This is a genomic window from Kitasatospora sp. NPDC001660 (assembly GCF_053596725.1).
Genome location: NZ_JBSFGU010000022.1, coordinates 86749 through 103492 on the forward strand (window position 1 = coordinate 86749; position 16744 = coordinate 103492).

The 16744-nt window shown below is 74.0% G+C and carries 18 protein-coding genes and 1 pseudogene; 10 read left to right on the plus strand and 9 right to left on the minus strand.

All coding sequences use genetic code 11. From position 1 onward, the window contains the following. Window positions 1-167 precede the first annotated feature (167 nt). A complete protein-coding gene (locus ACWCXH_RS23455; protein WP_449803412.1) occupies window positions 168-575 on the plus strand; it encodes a PPOX class F420-dependent oxidoreductase in 408 nt (135 codons plus the stop codon). Window positions 576-577: 2 nt separating this feature from the next. On the opposite strand, the gene ACWCXH_RS23460 is transcribed toward ACWCXH_RS23455, so the two are convergent. After that, window positions 578-1243: a hypothetical protein gene (locus ACWCXH_RS23460; protein ID WP_449803413.1), complete on the minus strand. Its 666-nt coding sequence runs from the start codon at window positions 1241-1243 to the stop codon at window positions 578-580. A 93-nt stretch (window positions 1244-1336) separates the two neighbouring features. Here ACWCXH_RS23460 and ACWCXH_RS23465 point away from each other — a divergent pair, with 93 nt between their 5' ends. Next, the gene (locus tag ACWCXH_RS23465) at window positions 1337-2236 is read left to right on the plus strand and encodes an aminoglycoside phosphotransferase family protein (RefSeq protein ID WP_449803414.1); all 900 of its coding nucleotides are present in this window, start codon (window positions 1337-1339) and stop codon (window positions 2234-2236) included. A gap of 93 nt (window positions 2237-2329) precedes the next feature. Further along, window positions 2330-2998 carry a TetR/AcrR family transcriptional regulator gene (locus ACWCXH_RS23470; protein WP_449803453.1) on the plus strand — a complete coding sequence of 223 codons (669 nt, stop codon included), beginning with the start codon at window positions 2330-2332 and terminating at the stop codon, window positions 2996-2998. A gap of 13 nt (window positions 2999-3011) precedes the next feature. On the opposite strand, the gene ACWCXH_RS23475 is transcribed toward ACWCXH_RS23470, so the two are convergent. Beyond that, entirely contained in the window at window positions 3012-5072 is a 2061-nt protein-coding gene (locus tag ACWCXH_RS23475) for a HelD family protein (RefSeq protein WP_449803415.1), read from the minus strand. Between the two features lie 129 nt (window positions 5073-5201). Here ACWCXH_RS23475 and ACWCXH_RS23480 point away from each other — a divergent pair, with 129 nt between their 5' ends. Next, entirely contained in the window at window positions 5202-5936 is a 735-nt protein-coding gene (locus ACWCXH_RS23480; protein ID WP_449803416.1) for a tyrosine-protein phosphatase, read from the plus strand. An 81-nt stretch (window positions 5937-6017) separates the two neighbouring features. Beyond that, entirely contained in the window at window positions 6018-6152 is a 135-nt protein-coding gene (locus ACWCXH_RS23485; RefSeq protein ID WP_449803417.1) for a hypothetical protein, read from the plus strand. 74 nt (window positions 6153-6226) lie between these two features. On the opposite strand, the gene ACWCXH_RS23490 is transcribed toward ACWCXH_RS23485, so the two are convergent. After that, the gene (locus ACWCXH_RS23490) at window positions 6227-7129 is read right to left on the minus strand and encodes a pentapeptide repeat-containing protein (protein WP_449803418.1); all 903 of its coding nucleotides are present in this window, start codon (window positions 7127-7129) and stop codon (window positions 6227-6229) included. Window positions 7130-7375: 246 nt separating this feature from the next. On the opposite strand from ACWCXH_RS23490, the gene ACWCXH_RS23495 reads away from it, so the two are divergent. Next, window positions 7376-8035, plus strand: a complete 660-nt coding sequence (locus ACWCXH_RS23495) for a GNAT family N-acetyltransferase (RefSeq protein WP_449803419.1) — start codon at window positions 7376-7378, stop codon at window positions 8033-8035. 43 nt (window positions 8036-8078) lie between these two features. On the opposite strand, the gene ACWCXH_RS23500 is transcribed toward ACWCXH_RS23495, so the two are convergent. Next, window positions 8079-8858 (minus strand): SGNH/GDSL hydrolase family protein, encoded by a 780-nt coding sequence (locus ACWCXH_RS23500; RefSeq protein ID WP_449803420.1) that lies wholly within the window; start codon window positions 8856-8858, stop codon window positions 8079-8081. Window positions 8859-9094: 236 nt separating this feature from the next. Continuing rightward, window positions 9095-9493 (minus strand): annotated as a pseudogene (locus tag ACWCXH_RS23505) (winged helix-turn-helix transcriptional regulator); the annotation flags it as partial. 102 nt (window positions 9494-9595) lie between these two features. Between ACWCXH_RS23505 and ACWCXH_RS23510 the strand changes: the two are divergent. Together ACWCXH_RS23510 and ACWCXH_RS23515 are read left to right on the plus strand one after the other, a co-directional pair. Next, the gene (locus tag ACWCXH_RS23510) at window positions 9596-10810 is read left to right on the plus strand and encodes a pyridoxal phosphate-dependent aminotransferase (protein ID WP_449803421.1); all 1215 of its coding nucleotides are present in this window, start codon (window positions 9596-9598) and stop codon (window positions 10808-10810) included. Between the two features lie 73 nt (window positions 10811-10883). Continuing rightward, a complete protein-coding gene (locus ACWCXH_RS23515; RefSeq protein ID WP_449803422.1) occupies window positions 10884-11216 on the plus strand; it encodes a YnfA family protein in 333 nt (110 codons plus the stop codon). A gap of 57 nt (window positions 11217-11273) precedes the next feature. Here ACWCXH_RS23515 and ACWCXH_RS23520 read toward each other — a convergent pair whose 3' ends face one another. From ACWCXH_RS23520 to ACWCXH_RS23530, 3 genes are all read right to left on the minus strand, one after another. Continuing rightward, window positions 11274-12938 carry a purple acid phosphatase family protein gene (locus ACWCXH_RS23520; RefSeq protein ID WP_449803423.1) on the minus strand — a complete coding sequence of 555 codons (1665 nt, stop codon included), beginning with the start codon at window positions 12936-12938 and terminating at the stop codon, window positions 11274-11276. Window positions 12939-13116: 178 nt separating this feature from the next. Next, on the minus strand, window positions 13117-13371 hold the full coding sequence (locus ACWCXH_RS23525; RefSeq protein WP_449803424.1) for a hypothetical protein: 255 nt from the start codon (window positions 13369-13371) through the stop codon (window positions 13117-13119). 130 nt (window positions 13372-13501) lie between these two features. Continuing rightward, window positions 13502-13906: a (2Fe-2S) ferredoxin domain-containing protein gene (locus tag ACWCXH_RS23530; RefSeq protein ID WP_449803425.1), complete on the minus strand. Its 405-nt coding sequence runs from the start codon at window positions 13904-13906 to the stop codon at window positions 13502-13504. A 111-nt stretch (window positions 13907-14017) separates the two neighbouring features. Between ACWCXH_RS23530 and ACWCXH_RS23535 the strand changes: the two genes are divergently transcribed. Both ACWCXH_RS23535 and ACWCXH_RS23540 read left to right on the plus strand, forming a co-directional pair. After that, a complete protein-coding gene (locus tag ACWCXH_RS23535; RefSeq protein WP_449803426.1) occupies window positions 14018-14149 on the plus strand; it encodes a hypothetical protein in 132 nt (43 codons plus the stop codon). Beyond that, a complete protein-coding gene (locus ACWCXH_RS23540) occupies window positions 14146-14700 on the plus strand; it encodes a S26 family signal peptidase (protein WP_449803427.1) in 555 nt (184 codons plus the stop codon). The genes ACWCXH_RS23535 and ACWCXH_RS23540 overlap by 4 nt, the downstream gene beginning before the upstream one ends. Window positions 14701-14810: 110 nt before the next feature. Here the strand turns inward: ACWCXH_RS23540 and ACWCXH_RS23545 are convergent, their stop codons facing one another. Further along, on the minus strand, window positions 14811-16466 hold the full coding sequence (locus ACWCXH_RS23545) for an FAD-binding dehydrogenase (RefSeq protein WP_449803428.1): 1656 nt from the start codon (window positions 16464-16466) through the stop codon (window positions 14811-14813). Between the last annotated feature and the right edge of the window lie 278 nt (window positions 16467-16744).

The window sequence follows — 16744 nt, forward strand, 5'->3', positions numbered from 1 at the left end:
GTAGCCGGTCACCTTCTCCTTCAGTGCGTTCGCCGTACGTCCTGCATTCTGGCAGGTGCCGGCGACGGCTCCCGGTCGCACCCGGGGCGGCCGGGCGTGGCGGGTGCGGCGGCCGGCCCCAACGAGGCTTGAGCGCGGCTTCGTTGCCGGTCCCTACGGTGGCGGCCATGGACACCTCCCCTTCGCTGGAGGCGGGGCGTGCCGCGCAGCTCGACCGGCTCGCCTCCGCCAAGTACCTGCTGTTCACGACCTTCCGGCAGGGCGGCACCGGCGTGCCGACCCCGGTGTGGGTCGCGCGTGACGGCGACGCGCTCGTCTTCACCACCGTCACCCGCACCGGCAAGGTCAAGCGGCTGCGCCACCGCACCGACGTCCTGGTCGGGCCGTGCGACATCCGCGGCACCCTGCTCGGCGAGCAGGTCCCGGCCACCGCCGTCCTCGACGCCGCCCGGGCGCCCGCGTACCGGAAGCTGCTGCGCCGCAAGTACGGCCTGCTGTGCGCGCTCGCGCTGGCGGCCAACGTGGTGCGGTTCGGCCGGGGCGGGACGGTCGGGGTGCGGGTGACGCTCGGCTGACGTCAGCCGTCGAGGTGGAGCTCCCGGCTCGGCCGGCCGTCGGCGGCGAGGTCGATCGTGACGGTCCCGGTGTCGGTGGTGACCTGGATCCGGTCCGGGCCGGACCAGCGGACGGTGGTGCCGGTCGGATCGTCGTACGGGCCCTCGTCGACGATCAGCCACCGGCGGGTGGTCAGTCCGGTGCCCTCGTCGACGTAGTACGCCGTGGTGGAGTCGAGCGCCCAGCCCGTCTCCTCCTGCACGATCCGCCGGTCCGCGCGGCCGGGGGCCTCCTGGGTGCCCTTCACGACCGTGGAGGTCCAGAGGAAGAGCCAGAGCATGATCGTCCCGGCCGCCAGCAGCGTGACGGCGGTGGCGAGCAGGATCCGGAGCCACATCCACCAGGGGACGTTGAGCACCGCGACGAACAGCGCCGGGATCGCCAACGTCCAGAGCAGCAAAGGCCGGTCGAACCACTGCCGCAGGACGAGGTAGCCGCCCGAGCGGCTGTTGTAGTGGCCGATCACGGCCAGGAGCAGCAGGACGGCCAGGACGGCGAGCGCGCCGCCGAACGCCCAGCGCTCGGGGGCCGTCCACTCGCTGGTGCGTCTGTTGCCTGCTTGTGTGTCCGCCGGTCTGTCCGTCCGTCTGCCGGGCCGCCCGTTCGCCTGCCCCCGTGTGGTGATCATCGCGCCAGCGTAGTGACCTGATGATCCGAATTTGTCACGGGAGTTCGATGATCCGCCTGCTGGCCGCACGGACGGCGCTGTACGCTGCCGGGCATGTGCGCTGCCGCCAGGATGCACCCCGACGAACCGGACATCGACGCGGCCCTGGTGCGGCGGCTGCTCTCCGCCCAGTTCCCGCAGTGGGTCGGCCTGCCGATCCGGCCGGTCGCCTCCACCGGGACGGACAACGCGATGTTCCGGCTCGGCCCGGACCTCGCCGTCCGCCTCCCCCGGGTCGGCTGGGCCGCGGACGGCGTCGGGCGCGAGCAGTACTGGCTGCCGCGGCTCGCCCCGCTCGTGCCGCAGCCGATCCCCGCGCCGCTCGCCCTCGGCCGGCCCGCCGCCGGCTACCCGTGGGAGTGGTCGGTGGTCCGCTGGCTGGACGGCGCGAACCCGACCGTCGGCGCCCTCTCCGCCCCGCTCCAACTGGCCCGCGACCTGGCCGCTTTCATCACCGCGCTGCGCTCGGTCGACCCGGCCGGCGGACCCTCCGCGGCCCGCGGCGTCCCGCTCGCCGCGCGCGACGGCGCCACCCGCGCGGCGCTCGCCCGGCTCACCGGGGCGATCGACACCGAGACGGCAACGGCCCTGTGGGACAAGGCGCTCCGCCTGCCCGACTACGCGGGACCGGCCACCTGGATGCACGGCGACCTCTCCCCCGGCAACCTCCTCCTCGCCCCCTCCGGCCGGCTCGGCGCGGTCATCGACTTCGGCCTGATGGGCGTCGGCGACCCGACGGTCGACGTCATCGCCGCGTGGACCGTCCTGCCCGCCCAGGCCCGCGCCACCTTCCGCGCCGCCCTCGACGCCGACGACGCCATGTGGTCCCGCGCCCGCGCCTGGGCCCTGTCCATCGCCCTCATCGCGATCCCGTACTACCGCCACACCAACCCCACCCTCACCGCCGCCGCCCGCCACGTCGTCCGCGAGGTCCTCACCGACCGCACCGCCTGATCGTCGGGTCGGCCCGCCGGATCCTGGGGCCCCGGAACTCCCAGCACTCCAGACCAGGTAAGAAACCTTCCCTGGTCAAGGCGGGCTGCTAGCCTGGACGTCATGAGCGGACTGCGGGAGCTGAAGAAGGAACGGACGCGGCGGGCGATCTCGGAGGCGGCGATCGCACTGTTCCTGGAGCACGGGTTCGACCGGGTGTCGGTGGCGGACGTGGCCGCGGCCGCCGAGGTGTCGAAGCCGACGCTGTTCAGCTACTTCTCCTCCAAGGAGGACCTGGTCGTCCACCGCTTCGCCGACCACCAGGACCAGGCCGCCGACGTGGTCCGCGGCCGGGCGCCGGGCGAGACGGTGATCGGCGCGCTGCACCGGGACTTCGTGGCCGGGCTGGACCGGCGCGACCCGATCACCGGGCTCAACGACCACCCCGGTGTGCTGGCGTTCACCCGGCTCGTCCGCTCGACGCCGAGCCTGGTGGCCCGCGGCGCCCAGTACCTCGCGCGGGCCGAGGAGTCCCTGGCCGAGGCCCTGCGCGAGGACCCGGACGTCACCCCGCCCCGCGCACTCACCGCGCGGCTCCTGGCCGCGCAGATCACCGCGACCCAGCGCGTCCTCGCCGAGCACAACAACCACCGCATCGCCGAGGACGGCCAGAGCGCCGACGAGCTCCGCTTCGAGGCCGTCGGCGACGCCGACCGCGCCTTCGAACTCCTGGAGCACGGCTGGGCCCAGGCTGCCGGGCCGGGGCGCCGGACCCGGCGCTAGCCGGCGGCCACCACTAGCCCGCGACCCCCGCCCGCATGGCCTCCGGGAGCGGGCGGGTGTGCAGGACGTCGAGGCGGGAGACGGCCCGGGTGAGCGCCACGTAGAGGCGGTGCAGTCCGCGCGGTTCGGCCTCGACGATGGCGGCCGGCTCCAGGACGACCACGTGGTCGTACTCCAGGCCCTTGGCCAGCGAGGCCGGCAGCACGGTGAGCCGGGCCGCCCCGCCGACCCCGTCCGCGGTCGCCGCCGACAGCCCGGCCGCCGCCAGCACCTCCACCGTCCGCGCCACCTCCGCGTCCGCCGCGATCACGGCCACCGAGCCCTCGCGGCCGAGCGCCCTGCGGACGGCCTCGACCACCCCTACGCCGATGCACGGCACCTGACGGATCGCCACCTCGCCACCCGCGCGCAGCGAAACCGCCGGCGGCACGTCCACGTCGAGCGCCGCCAGCACCCGGTTGGCGAGCTCCATCACCGCCGCCGGAACGCGGAAGCCCGTGGTCAGCGGCACCACCGCCGCCTGCGGCTTGCCGAGGTGGGCCAGCTGCTCGGGCCAACTCCGCGCCGCCCGGAGCGTGGTGGCCTGCGCGAGGTCGCCGAGCACGGTGAGCGAGCCGAAGCCGCTGCGGCGGGCGATCGCCCGGCACTGCATCGGCGAGAGGTCCTGCGCCTCGTCGACGACGACGTGCCCGAACCCGGCCGGACGCTCGATCAGGCTCGCGACCTCGTCCAGCAGGAACAGGTCGTGCTCCGACCAGGCCGCGCTCCGCTCCGAACGCGGCGGGCGGCGCCAGCGGACCGCCGCCTGTTCCTCCTCGTCCAGCAGTCCGGCCGCGGCCGCCGCCAACACCGCCGGGTCGCCGAGCAGTTCGGCCACCACCGCCTCCGGGCGGGCGGCGGGCCACGCGGCGTCGAGGAACTCCTTCACCGGCCGGCAGCGCCCGATCCGCGCCTCCCATGTCCCGCTGCGGACGCCCGTCCGCCGCTCGGCCCGGTCCCGCAGCGCCGCCACCGCCCGGGTCCGCAGGTGCTCCCGCCCGATCGCGTACGGCACGCCCTGCCCGCGCACCTCGGCGACCATCCGGTCCAGCGCCTCCCCCGGGACCCTCCAGCGGTACGAACCCTCCGTGACGACCACCGGCTCGGCGCCCGCCACCCGGACGCGGGCGTACAGGGCGCGCTCCAGGACGGCCGCCATCCGGGCGTCCTGCTTGACGGCCGCGGCACGCCCGTCGTCCTCGGCGCGGACCGGGTGGGCGGCGACCAGGTCCTCCGCGGTGCACTGGGCGACGTCGATCTCGCCGAGCGCGGGCAGGACTTCGGCGATGTAGCGCAGGAACGCCCGGTTCGGGCCGATGACCAGCAGGCCCGAACGCCGGATCCGCTGCGGGTGGGTGTAGAGCAGGTACGCGGCGCGGTGCAGGCCCACGGCGGTCTTGCCGCTGCCGGGCGCGCCCTGTACGCACACCGACTCGGCGAGCCCGCCGCGCACGAGCGCGTCCTGCTCGGGCTGGATGGTCGCGACGATGTCGCGCATCGGCCCGGTGCGGGGGCGTTCGATCTCGGCGGCCAGGATGCCGCCACGGGCGCCGACGGGCGGCCCGCCGAGCCGCTCGTCCTCCAGGCCGGTGAGGTCCTCGGGCGCGCCCGGGCTCGACGGCGCCCAGCCGAACCGCTGGCGCCCGGCCAGGCCGAGCGGGTCGTGCGGGCCGGCCTGGTAGAAGACCCGGGAGACCGGGGCCCGCCAGTCGACCACGAGGGGCGGCGCGGTCGGGTCCTCGGAGATCCGGCGGCGGCCCACGTAGTAGCGCTGCCGACGGTGGTCGCCGGCCTCCGGGGCGTCGCCGAAGTCGAGCCGGCCGAAGAAGGCCGGGCTGTCCGGCAGGTCCGCCATCCGCCGGGCCCGGGTGCGCAGGTAGCGGCCGAGCGCCTCCGCGCTCGCGCCGTCGCCGGACACGTCCTCGCCCGCGATCACCTGGTACCCGGCGTCGTCCACCTGCCGCGCGAGCGCCTCCCGGCACCGGGCGGCGTACGCCCGCTCGCGCGCCAGCTCGCCGTCGATCCCCGCCACCATGCCGCGACCTCCCGACCGCCGTTGTCGAACGTACGACGGCCAGCATAACTGAACTCAGTAAAGAATCTACTCAGGTTAAGATCATTCCTCGGTCATGCCACCGCACCTCGACCCGGCTACAGTGCGGGGATGACAACACGTCACATCGCCTTCGAGCGTCTGCACAACGTCCGCGACCTGGGCGGCATCCCCGCCGCCGACGGACGGTCCGTGCGCCGGGGCCTGGTCTACCGCTCCGACTCCCTCGCCAAGCTCACCGAGCCCGCCGACCTCGACCGCTTCCGCGAGCTCGGCATCCGCACCGTGATCGACCTGCGCTACCCCTGGGAGATCGAGGCCAAGGGCCGGGTGCCCGCCCTCGACGGCCTCGCGTACCACAACCTCTCCATCGAGCACCGGCCCTACGACCAGGCCGAGATCGACCCCGCGCTCGACCCCTGGCGCTACCTCGCCGACCGCTTCGCCGAGGTCGCGCAGGACGGGGTCAAGGAGATCCGCCAGGTACTGGACGTGATCACCGCCGCCCACGAGCCGCTCGTCTTCCACTGCGCCGCCGGCAAGGACCGCACCGGCCTCATCGCCGCCCTCCTCCTCACCCTCCTCGGCGTCCACGAGGACGAGATCGCCGCCGACTTCGCCCTCACCGAGCTGGCCACCCCGCACTTCGTCGCCGCCTGGCACGCCGCCAACCCCGGCCGCACCCTCCGCTGGCCCGGCTTCGGCCGCGCCCCCGAGACCGTCATCCGCCTCGTCCTCGCCGACCTCGCCGCCCTCCACGGTTCCGTGGAGGGCTACCTCACCGGCACCCTGGGCGTCGACCGCGACCAGATCGACGCCCTGCGGGCCCGGCTGCTCACGCCCTGACGCCACGCTCCAGGCCCGGCCGGCCGTCGGCACCCGCCAGGGACGGCCGGGGCCATCGCAGCAGTCGGAGAGGTCGGCACGGTGGCCGACCTCGTCGCAGTCGCCGAGATCGTCGCGGCCTACCGGGGCCGGGTGCCGCTCGCCGCCGACCGTGAGGCGGCCGGTGCCGTGAACGAGGCCGTGAACGACCTGCCGACCCGACAGGGCGCCGAGTGAACGACCCGCACGACGAGGGCGGCCCGGACGGCACGGCGGTCGCGGCCACCACCCCGCACGGCCGCGGACCTTCCCTACCGCCGGCGCGGCCGAGCGGTGCCGGAGCGGCCCCCGCCGCGCGGCTTGCGCGGGGCGGCCGGCCGGGGCGCCGGGGCGGCCGGGGCCGTGGCCGGCCAGTGGGTCGGGCGGGTCAGGCCGGCGGGCAGGCGGGTGGTGGCGTCGCCGCGGGCGGCGTTGAGCTGGGCCTGGGTGAGGAAGAGGGCCTCGGTGAGGTCGGCGCCCGCCAGGTTGGCGTCGCGGAGGTCGGCGCCGATCAGGTCGGCGAGCCGCAGGTCGGCACCGCCCAGGTCGGCGGCGACCAGCAGCGCCCCGCGGAGGTTCGCACCGCGCAGGTCGGCGCCGCGCAGCCGGGCGCCGAAGAGGTCGGCGCCGCGGTGCTCGCGGCGGCGCGGGAGGGCGGCGCGGACCTCCTCGCTCGCCCGCAGCAGCAGCTCGCTGACGCGCTGCCGGTGCGCGTTCACGTCGACGGCGAGGACCTCCTGCGGGGTGCCGCCGGCGAGCCGGTCGGTCTCCTCCAGGGCTTCCCTCAGCTCGGCGTGGACGGGCCGGGCGGCGTCGAAGCCGAGCGCCTCGCCGAGGTACGCCATCAGCTCGTGCAGCTGCCGCACGACCGGGAACACGTCGAACATCTCCCGCGCGCTCGCCGGCTCCTCGCGCCAGCTGCGCCCGCCGTACGTCACCTGGGAGACGCGCTGGCCGGCGCCGAAGCAGTCGTAGACGGTGCAGCCCTGGAAGCCGGTGTCGCGCAGCCGCTCGTGGATCCCGCAGGTGAAGTCGGTCCGCAGGTTGCGGCAGGGGGTGCCGGCGGCCTTGTCGACGGCGAAGTCGGCGCCCGCGGCGAACGGGAGGGCGACGCAGCAGAGCCCGAAGCAGCTCGTGCAGTCGGACCGGAGTTCGGTCGGGAGCGACCCGCTCATGCGCCCCCCTCGCTGCGCCCGGCGGCCGCTTCGCGCAACGCGCACCTCTCGATGGTTCGCTCTCCGCCAGCCTCCGGCCGGGGGGACCCCCGTCGCTCGCTCACGTGCTGTGGTCCTTCCGGCCTGGGGCACCGCTGTCGTCCCGGTGCGTCGAACCCGCCAAGCCTACTGCGCTCCTGGCCGCACCCCTCCACGGCATGTAAGGTGTCCTATACTGGTTCATCTGTTACGCGCGGGGGTAGGGCGATGCGGGACTCGGACACCACGGAACTCGTCCGCCGGTGGATCTCCGGCTGGGTCGCCTCCCGGGGCGCGGCCGAACCCGCCGCCGAGCCGTGGGGCTGGAGCATCGACGTCGGAGCGCCGACGGGCGAGGTCGCGCGCCACGTGCTGCCGGAGCCCACCGAGGGCGACGTCCGCAAGATCGCCGAGGCGACGACGGCCCCCGGCACCTGGCTCAAGCTGTTCGCCGAGGACGACACCGTCCGCCCGTGGCTGGGGCCGCAGTGGCGGCTGGACAAGCCGGGCTTCCTGATGAGCCTGCCCCTCGACGGCGCCGGGCGCCCCGCGGCACCGGCCGGCTACACCGTCACCACCTGGACCCGCGGCGGTGTCGTCCGCACGCTGGTCCGCACCGAGGCCGGCCACCTCGCCGCACGCGGGCAGGCGGGCCTGGCGGGCCCGGTCGCCGTGCCGGACCAGATCGTCACGTCCCCCGAGCACCGCCGGCGGGGGCTGGGCAGCGTCGTGATGGGCACTCTCCAGCACGCCGCCCGCGAGGCCGGGGCCGGGCAGGCCGTCCTGGTCGGCACCCCCGACGGCCGGGCACTGTACTCGGCACTCGGCTGGACGGTCCACGCCCCGATGGCGAGCCTCGTCCTGGAACCGACGGCCCAGGCCCGATAGCCGCCCGGCAGACGGAAGTCGGACGACGGCCCCCGAGGCCGGCTCAGCGGTAGGGCAGGAGTTCCGCCCGCTTCGGCGGGCGGCCGTCGCCGGAGGAGCGGCCGGTGAGGCGGCGGCCGATCCACGGGCCGAGGTGGGAGCCGATCCAGCGGGCGTCGGAGCGGAGCTTCTCGGCGCGGCCTCGCGGGGCGGCGGGCGGCAGGGGGGCGCGCCAGTCGAAGTCGGCGGGGCGGCCGAGCGCCTCCAGGACGGCGGCGGCGACCCGGCGGTGACCTTCGGACGAGAGGTGCAGGCGGTCCTCGGCCCAGAGCCGGCGGTCGTCGAAGCAGGGCGCGGAGAAGAGGTCGACCACGGCGATGCCGTCGTCCTGGCCGAGCTCGTGCACGAAGGCCTTCATCCGCAGGATGGCGGGCAGCAGCCGGGCGCTGCCGGCGAGCCGACGGGTGGGGTCGGTGCTGGTGAACATGACGACGGTGGCGCCGGTGGCCCGCAGTTCGGCGGCGCAGCGCCCGAGCAGCCGCTCGACCTCGGCGATGTCGCAGCCGGGGCGCAGCACGTCGTTGAGGCCCCCGGCGAGGGTGACGAGCTCGGCGCCCATCCCGGCCGCGGTGGCGAGCTGCTCGTCGTGGATCTGGCCGATGAGCTTGCCGCGGACGGCGAGGTTGGCGTAGCGGAAGCCGTCGTCCTCGCCCAGTTCGCCGGCGAGCGCGGAGGCGACCCGGTCGGCCCAGCCGCGGTACTGGCCGTCGGGCAGGAGATCGTCACACATGCCTTCGGTGAAGGAGTCCCCGACGGCGACGTAACTGCGGTACGTGGTGGGCACGGGCGCTCTCCGCTCTCCTCCGACTGCTCCGTGGTCCGACGATCGTACGCGCGGAGCGGAGCGCCGGAATCGGCCACCCCCGCCCCGCTCATCGGGCACGGCTCGCCCGTTCACCGCCGCTCGCCGCCCTGGGCGCACGAGCGGCGGCCGGCCACGGGGGTGTCGACCGCCGCCCCTGGGCCCTGAAGCCCGGAGCCTCAGCCCGCGACGACCGCGACGCCCACGGCATCCACGGCATCCGCCGCGCTCTCCGTCTCCACGGCCGCAGCCCGCGCGGCCGTGAACCAGTGCTCCCGCACCGCGTCCGTCGGCCGCTGCTCACCGAGGGCGGGCAGGCCCCACTCGCCCAACGCCTCGATGACGGGCCGCAGTTCGCGTCCGCGCCCGGTGAGCTCGTAGACCGTGGCGTTGGCGGGCCGTTCGAGGCGGCGGCGCAGCACGAGGTCGTCGCCCTCCAGCTGCTTGAGCCGGGCGGCGAGGATGTCGGTGGAGACGCCGGGCAGGTCGGCGTGCAGGTCGGTGTAGCGGCGCGGGCCGCGGAGGAGTTCACGGACGATCAGGAGACTCCAGCGCTCCCCCACCGCGTCCAGGGCGCGGGCGACGGCGCAGTACTGGTCGTAGCTTCGGCGTGACATGTGGATCAGCATAGCCAAAAGGTTGGACTTTCCAAGTGCTTACTTGGTAGAACAAAGCTGCAGAACGCGAACGGGGTGCTCGTGACGGTCGGGAGGCCGCAGATGGAGTTTCGGCAGTCCAGCAAGCTCAATGACGTGTGCTACGAGATCCGCGGACCGGTGGTCGACCAGGCCAACGCGCTGGAGGAGGCCGGGCACAGCGTCCTGCGGCTGAACACCGGCAACCCGGCGCCGTTCGGCTTCGAGGCGCCCGAGGAGATCGTCCAGGACATCATCCGCAACCTCCCCAAGGCGCACGGCTACAGCGACTCGCGCGGCATCCTGCCCGCCCGCCGCGCCGTCGTGCAGTACTACCAGCAGCGCGGGGTCGAGGGCGTCGACGTCAACGACGTGTACCTCGGCAACGGCGTCTCCGAACTGATCCAGATGGCCGTCACCGCGCTCGTCGACGACGGCGACGAGGTGCTCGTCCCGATGCCGGACTACCCGCTCTGGACGGCCGTCGTGCGGCTGGCCGGCGGCAAGGCCGTCCACTACCTGTGCGACGAGGGGGCCGACTGGTACCCGGACCTCGACGACATCGCCGCCAAGATCACCGCCCGCACCAAGGCGATCGTGGTCATCAACCCCAACAACCCGACCGGCGCGGTGTATCCGAAGGAACTGCTGGAGGGCATCCTCGACCTCGCCCGCCGCCACCAGCTGATGGTCCTGGCCGACGAGATCTACGACAAGATCCTCTACGACGACACCGAGCACCACTGCCTGGCCGCGCTCGCGAACGACGTCCTCACCCTCACCTTCAACGGCCTCTCCAAGGCCTACCGGGTGGCCGGCTTCCGCAGCGGCTGGCTGGTCGTCTCCGGGCCCAAGCAGCACGCCACCGACTACCTGGAGGGCCTGACCATGCTCTCCGGCATGCGGCTGTGCCCCAACGTGCCCGCGCAGTACGCCGTCCAGGCCGCGCTCGGCGGCCACCAGTCCATCAACGACCTCGTGCTGCCCGGCGGCCGGCTCACCGAGCAGCGGGACGTCGCCCACAAGGCGCTCAACGAGATCCCGGGCGTCAGCTGCGTCAAGCCCAAGGGTGCGCTCTACGCCTTCGCCAAGCTCGACCCGGCGGTGCACAAGATCGTCGACGACGAGCAGTTCGTGCTGGACCTGCTGCTCCGCGAGAAGATCCACGTCGTCCAGGGCACCGGTTTCAACTGGCCCCGCCCGGACCACTTCCGCTTCGTCACCCTCCCCCGGGCCGACGACCTGGAGACGGCGATCAACCGGATCGGCCGCTTCCTGGCGACGTACCGGCAGGTCTGAGCGCCCAGCACCTGTCGTCGGACTCCCGCCGCCACGCAGGCGGGAGTCCGACGGCAGGCCCTACGCTCGGCCCATGACCGTCCTGCGCTCCTTCGCCCTGTTCGCCCTCGCCGCACTCGCCGAGATCGGCGGCTGCTGGCTGATCTGGCAGAGCGCGCGCGAGCAACGGCCGTGGTGGCTGGCGGGCGTGGGCGTGGTGGCGCTCGGCGCGTACGGGTTCGTCGCGGCGCTCCAGCCGGACAGCCACTTCGGCCGCGTCCTGGCCGCGTACGGCGGGGTGTTCGTGGCCGGCTCGCTGGTGTGGGGCATGGCCGTGGACGGCTTCCGGCCGACCCGCTACGACGTGATCGGCGCGCTCATCTGCCTGGCCGGGGTCGGCGTGATCATGTACGGGCCCCGGCGCTGAGGAACACTCCCAAGGGAACGTTTCCTCAACGCCGGGGCCCGGTCGCGCACTCGGGGCCTACCAGCCCCAGCCGCCGCCCTCGCCGTCGTCGTCCGCGCCGGAGTCCCAGCCCTCGCCGACCGCCCGCAGGATCGTGAAGTCGTCGATCTGCGCACCGGTCTCGGACAGCGCGGTGACCTTCATCGACGACTTCCGGCCCGGCCCCGCCGGAGTCACGTCGACCTTGATGAAGGAGTAGTCGGTGAACCGCACCCGGGACCACTCGACGGTCTCGGTGATCTTCGCGCCGCCCTTGCCGAAGTAGTACGTCTGCACGGCGTCGACGCGCTTCTCGTGCCCCTCGTAGGTGTCCGGGGTGTCGAACTTGTACAGGCTGCGGCCCGCCGCGCCCGCCGTCACGTACACGACGCCGTCCTTGGCCGGCTCGACGGTGGCGCCGCTCGGCACCTGCTTCGAGACCTTGTTGCCGAGGATCGCGTCGGTGCGCTCGTACACGTGGTTGTGGCCGTTGACGACCAGGTCGACCCGGTACTTCTCGAACAGCGGCACCCAGGCCTCGCGGACGCCGCCCTCGGAGGCGTGCGCGGTGGTGGTGGAGAAGGCGCAGTGGTGGAAGAAGACCACGATGAAGTCGACGGTCTCGTCGCTGCGCAGGTCCTTGAGGGTGCGGGCGAGCCACTTGGTCTGCTTGCCGGCCGAGATGCCCAGGTTGACCGGGATCTCGTAGGAGACGTCGTTGGCGTCCAGCGAGATGACGCCGACGTTCTTGTAGCGGAAGCTGTAGACGCCCGGGACGACCCGCGGGTCCGGCCCGTTGTCCGGCAGGTAGAAGCGGGCGTTCTCGCCGCCGTAGCCGTTGGACGAGTACCAGGCCTCCATGTCGTGGTTGCCGTACGAGACCATCCACGGCACCTTGGCGGCGACCGTCTCGGTCTGGGCCAGGAAGGCGTCCCACGTCCTGGCGTCGTACGCGTCCTTGTCCGAGTCCTGGCCGGAGCCCTTCGGGTCGGCGTAGCAGATGTCGCCCGCGTGCAGGTGGAAGGCCGGGTTCTGCGCCAGGATGACGTGGTCGTTGCCCTCGGCGTGCTTGCTGACACCCTGGTCGCCGAACGCGGTGAAGGTGAACGGCTCGTACACCTTGCCCCAGCGGTGGTCGCGGGAGGGCGCGGTGCGGAAGGTGTTCAGCGTGGAGATCCGCTGCTGCGCGGCCGGGTCGAAGCCCTGGTGGCCCACTCCGTAGTAGTACGTGGTGTCCGGCTCCAGGTCCTCCAGCGCCACGTGCAGGTAGTACTGGTCCACCGGCTGCCTGCCGGGGATCAGGGCGGGGGTGTGCAGCGCCCGCACCTCGGCCTCGATCTTGTGGCCGAGGTCCCACGGGTGCTTGCCGAAGCGCAGGAACGGCTTCTTGACCGGCACCGGCACCTGCCACGAGATGCGGAACTGGGTGTCCGGCTCGGGGCCGAACTGGAGGTGACGGCCCACCGGGGCGACCAGCGCGCCGTCGATGGCCTCCGTCGTGCCGGTCAGCAGCTGCGGGGTGGCCGGCGCCGCGGCCGCGGTGCCGGCGCCCAGCGCCCCGCCGACCGCGATGGCGCCCACCGTCGCGGCACCGGCGCGCAGCATCCGGCGACGGGAGAAGCGGGCCCGCAGGTACTCGTGCTGCTCGGCCATGCTCATGCGTGCGGCGAGCTCGGCCGGTACGCCCATGTGAGGGATATCCATGCGCGGGACTCTTCCAGCGGTGGATTGCCCGGGCACGGACGCGCGGTGAACGGGCCGGAGCGCACCCACCACACAAATGCCAACACCTGGTCAAGGTCGGGCAAAGAGCTTGTCCGCGACCACGCTGGCACCGGACCATGACGCCTTGCCCACAAGGGGCGTGACTCCGCGTCGGTCCTCAGCCGGACGGCTCGTCCCAGCTCGTGGAGGCGCGGTTGCCCGTGCCGTCGCAGGTGCGGCAGATCTCATCGCGGTAGGCGTGCTTGGCGCCGGTCGCGTCCACCCGGTAGCGGACGTACACCCCGGTGCCGTCGCACAGGAAGCAGTTGCCGCCCCCGCCGCCGACCTCCGTCGTCCCGGTGCCTTGGCAGGTACGGCAGTTGAGGCCGGCGGTGCGGCCGGTGCCCGCGCAGATGCGGCAGACCGTGGTCATCGTCTTCCTCCCTGGGCGGATCCGCTCGGAGCCACCGGTCATGGTAGTCGCGCCAGTTGACCCAGGGTGAGACTTATCTGCGGACGACCGGCGCGGGCCGCGTCACTCCGGGGCTGTCACTCCGGGGCTGTCACTCCGGCAGGCCCTCGCGGACCCGGCGCGAGACCGCGATCTCCTGGAGGTCGAGCAGACCCGGCGGATCGGCCAGGCCGGGGCCGCCCGCGTGCACCCACGCGGCGATCTCGTCGACCATGTCGTCGGCCAGCACCCAGCCCAGCCAGACCGGACGGCCCCCGGCCGCGCGGCCCTCACCGGACGGGCCCACCACGACCACGTTCGAATGCGTGCACGCGTCCAGGCACTTGACCGCCCGCACCCGGCCCGCCGAGCCGACCGCCGCACGCAGCCGCTCGTACTGCCCGGCGTGGTCCACGCCCGGGTGCTTCTCCTCCGTGCCGCAGCAGCAGCCGCGGCAGACCGTGACGGTCACCGGGGAGGCGGCGGCCCGCTGGCGGTCGCGGTCTCGGCGGCTCATGGGTTCGGCTTCTCCTCTGGTCGGGGCCCGCTCGGCCTCCGCAGCGTACCTTCAGGGTTCCGGACCACCGGCGGGTGCCACCCGCCCGGAGGCGGTCCGTAGGATGCCCCCATGGGACATGCGACCGCCGACAGCGCCGTGCCGCGGATGCGCCTGGACGCCTCCGACGCGGCCGAGGTGGCCACCCGCCTCCAGGCCCCGGCCACCCTCTCCCGCCTGCGACCGGGACTCACCGACCGATGAACGGACGACGGCGGCTCCGGGCGTGGATCGCGGCCGGGGTGGCCGGACTGCTGGCGGTGGGAGTCGGACTGGCGGTGCTCCTCACCGGCTACTCGGTGAAGACCCTGGACGACGACACCCTCCTCACCGACCGGGTCCAGGCCTCGGACGTGCAGCGCGGAGAGGTCCACCTCCTCGGCACCCCGCCGGCGACGGACCACGTCCTCCTCGAACGGGTCATGGCCCTCGGCGGGGACCGGATCACCTGCCGGGCCGGGCACTTCACGCTCAACGGGCGCCCGGTGGACGGCACGTGCCCGCGCGAGGTCGACGTCGCCGTCCCCCTCGGGAAGGCCTTCGTCGACGACCGGCAGGGCACCGCGACGGTGGACCTGGACCAGCTCGGCGACCGGGTGGTCTGGCACACCGGCCCCGCTCCCGAAACACCTCCGCTGCCGGGCAAGTTGACCGGTGCCTTCGGCTGGATCGGCATCGGGACGGCCGCTGCGGTCCTCGCCACCGTCAAGGCCGTCCGGAAGGTCCGCCGAGCGCCCACCGCCGCTCAGGCCTGACGCAACTCCGCCGCCTCCGCGCGGTCCTGGGCCGCCAGGACCGCGCCGAGCACGTACCCCCGGTCGCCGCTGCGGCCCGCGGGCGGCGACGACTGACGGAGGGAAGCCCCCTACGCCGTCGCCTCCGCCGCCGCACGCCCCGCAGCACGCCCGGAGAACAGGCACCCGCCGAGGAACGTCCCCTCCAGGGAGCGGTAGCCGTGCACGCCCCCGCCGCCGAAGCCCGCGGCCTCCCCCGCCGCGTACACCCCCGGGAGCACCTCGCCGTCCGGCCGCAGCACGCGCGACGCGAGATCGGTCTGCAGACCGCCCAGGGACTTGCGCGTCAGGATGTTGAGGCGGACGGCGACCAGCGGGGCGGCGGCCGGGTCGAGGATGCGGTGCGGGGCGGCGGTGCGCACGAGGCGGTCGCCGAGGTAGCGGCGGGCGCCGTGGATGGCGGTGACCTGGAGGTCCTTGGCGAAGGGGTTGGCGAGCTGCCGGTCGCGGTCCTCGACGGTGCGGCGCAGTTCGTCGGGGTCGATCAGCGGCCGGCGGGTCTTCGCGTTCATGCCGCGGGCGAGGTCGGGGACGTTGCCCGCGACGACGAAGTCGGGCCCGTGCCGCAGGTGGCCCCGGACCGGGCCGGGGGCGCCGGGCAGGGCGCGGCCGAGCACGCCGCGCACGGACCTCCCGGTCAGGTCGGGGTTCTGTTCGGAGCCGGAGAGGGTGAACTCCTTCTCGATGATGCGCTGGTTGAGGACGAACCAGGTGTGCTCGTGCCCGGTGGCCATGATGTGTTCGAGAGTGCCGAGGGTGTCGAAGCCGGGGAACAGCGGCACGGGCAGCCGGCGGCCGGTGGCGTCGAGCCAGAGCGAGGACGGTCCCGGCAGGATGCGGATGCCGTGCCGGGCCCAGATCGGGTCCCAGTTCTCGATGCCCTCGGTGTAGTGCCACATCCGGTCGCCGTTGACCAGGTTGGCCCCGGCCGCGCCGGTGACGCCGAGCATCAGGCCGTCGACGTGCGCGGGCACGCCGGAGAGCAGCCGGGCGGGCGGGGTGCCGAGCCGGGCGGGCCAGGCCTTGCGGACGAGTTCGTGGTTGCCGCCGATGCCGCCGGAGGTGACGATCACGGCCTGGGCGCGCAGCTCGAACCGTCCGGCGACGTCCCGCGTGCTGGCCTCGCCGCGGGCCGCCGCGCTGGGCTCCAGCACCTCGCCGGTGACGGTGTCGGTGACGCCCGCGGTGGCCGCGAGCCCGGTGACGCGGTGCCGGAACCGCAGGTCGACGAGCCCGCGGGCGGCCGCGGCGCGGACCCGGCGGACGAAGGGTTCGAGCAGTCCGGGCCCGGTGCCCCAGGTGATGTGGAAGCGCGGCACCGAGTTGCCGGGCCCGTCGGCGAGGAAGCCGCCGCGCTCGGCCCAGCCCACCACGGGGAAGAACCGCACGCCCATCCCGTGCAGCCAGGCCCGCTTCTCGCCGGCCGCGAAGTCGACGTAGGCCTCGGCCCAGCGGCGCGGCCAGGCGTCCTCGGGCCGGTCGAAGCCGGCCGTGCCGAGCCAGTCCTGCCAGGCGAGGGCGTGCGAGTCGCGGATCCGCATCCGGCGCTGCTCGGGGGAGTCGACGAGGAAGAGGCCGCCGAAGGACCAGTGCGCCTGGCCGCCGAGCGAGGCCGCGGGTTCCTGGTCGAGCAGGATCACCTTCCGTCCGGCGTCGGCGAGTTCGGCGGTGGCGGTGAGACCGGCGAGTCCCGCTCCGATGACGATGACGTCGGCGTCCAGGGCCATTGCGCAGTCCTCCGTCGCGGGGGCGCGGACGGCGCGGGGCGGGCGCCGTCGCTGTGCGCCCGATACTGCGGCCTGCGGTGACGTCCGGTCAACCGGTGGGTAACAAGCAGTCGCGCCAATTCCGCTCCACGGCGTTTCGGAAATACCTCCGATACACGGTGGAGCGAAATTCGAAATAACCGGGCGCCCGGACTTGACGCATTGTCGGGAATTTCCGCGCAAAGGATGGACGGACGCGTAACCTCGCAGTAACTTACCTGCGAGTAGCTGTGGCGCCC

Excerpts from the sequence above, each read along its gene's own strand:
- ACWCXH_RS23455 (WP_449803412.1), top strand. The coding sequence starts at position 168 with ATGGACACCTCCCCTTCGCTGGAGGCGGGGCGTGCCGCGCAGCTCGAC.
- ACWCXH_RS23460 (WP_449803413.1), bottom strand. The coding sequence starts at position 1,243 with ATGATCACCACACGGGGGCAGGCGAACGGGCGGCCCGGCAGACGGACG.
- ACWCXH_RS23465 (WP_449803414.1), top strand. The coding sequence starts at position 1,337 with ATGTGCGCTGCCGCCAGGATGCACCCCGACGAACCGGACATCGACGCG.
- ACWCXH_RS23475 (WP_449803415.1), bottom strand. The coding sequence starts at position 5,072 with ATGGTGGCGGGGATCGACGGCGAGCTGGCGCGCGAGCGGGCGTACGCC.
- ACWCXH_RS23480 (WP_449803416.1), top strand. The coding sequence starts at position 5,202 with ATGACAACACGTCACATCGCCTTCGAGCGTCTGCACAACGTCCGCGAC.
- ACWCXH_RS23490 (WP_449803418.1), bottom strand. The coding sequence starts at position 7,129 with ATGAGCGGGTCGCTCCCGACCGAACTCCGGTCCGACTGCACGAGCTGC.
- ACWCXH_RS23495 (WP_449803419.1), top strand. The coding sequence starts at position 7,376 with ATGCGGGACTCGGACACCACGGAACTCGTCCGCCGGTGGATCTCCGGC.
- ACWCXH_RS23510 (WP_449803421.1), top strand. The coding sequence starts at position 9,596 with ATGGAGTTTCGGCAGTCCAGCAAGCTCAATGACGTGTGCTACGAGATC.
- ACWCXH_RS23515 (WP_449803422.1), top strand. The coding sequence starts at position 10,884 with ATGACCGTCCTGCGCTCCTTCGCCCTGTTCGCCCTCGCCGCACTCGCC.
- ACWCXH_RS23520 (WP_449803423.1), bottom strand. The coding sequence starts at position 12,938 with ATGGATATCCCTCACATGGGCGTACCGGCCGAGCTCGCCGCACGCATG.
- ACWCXH_RS23525 (WP_449803424.1), bottom strand. The coding sequence starts at position 13,371 with ATGACCACGGTCTGCCGCATCTGCGCGGGCACCGGCCGCACCGCCGGC.
- ACWCXH_RS23530 (WP_449803425.1), bottom strand. The coding sequence starts at position 13,906 with ATGAGCCGCCGAGACCGCGACCGCCAGCGGGCCGCCGCCTCCCCGGTG.
- ACWCXH_RS23535 (WP_449803426.1), top strand. The coding sequence starts at position 14,018 with ATGGGACATGCGACCGCCGACAGCGCCGTGCCGCGGATGCGCCTGGAC.
- ACWCXH_RS23540 (WP_449803427.1), top strand. The coding sequence starts at position 14,146 with ATGAACGGACGACGGCGGCTCCGGGCGTGGATCGCGGCCGGGGTGGCC.
- ACWCXH_RS23545 (WP_449803428.1), bottom strand. The coding sequence starts at position 16,466 with ATGGCCCTGGACGCCGACGTCATCGTCATCGGAGCGGGACTCGCCGGT.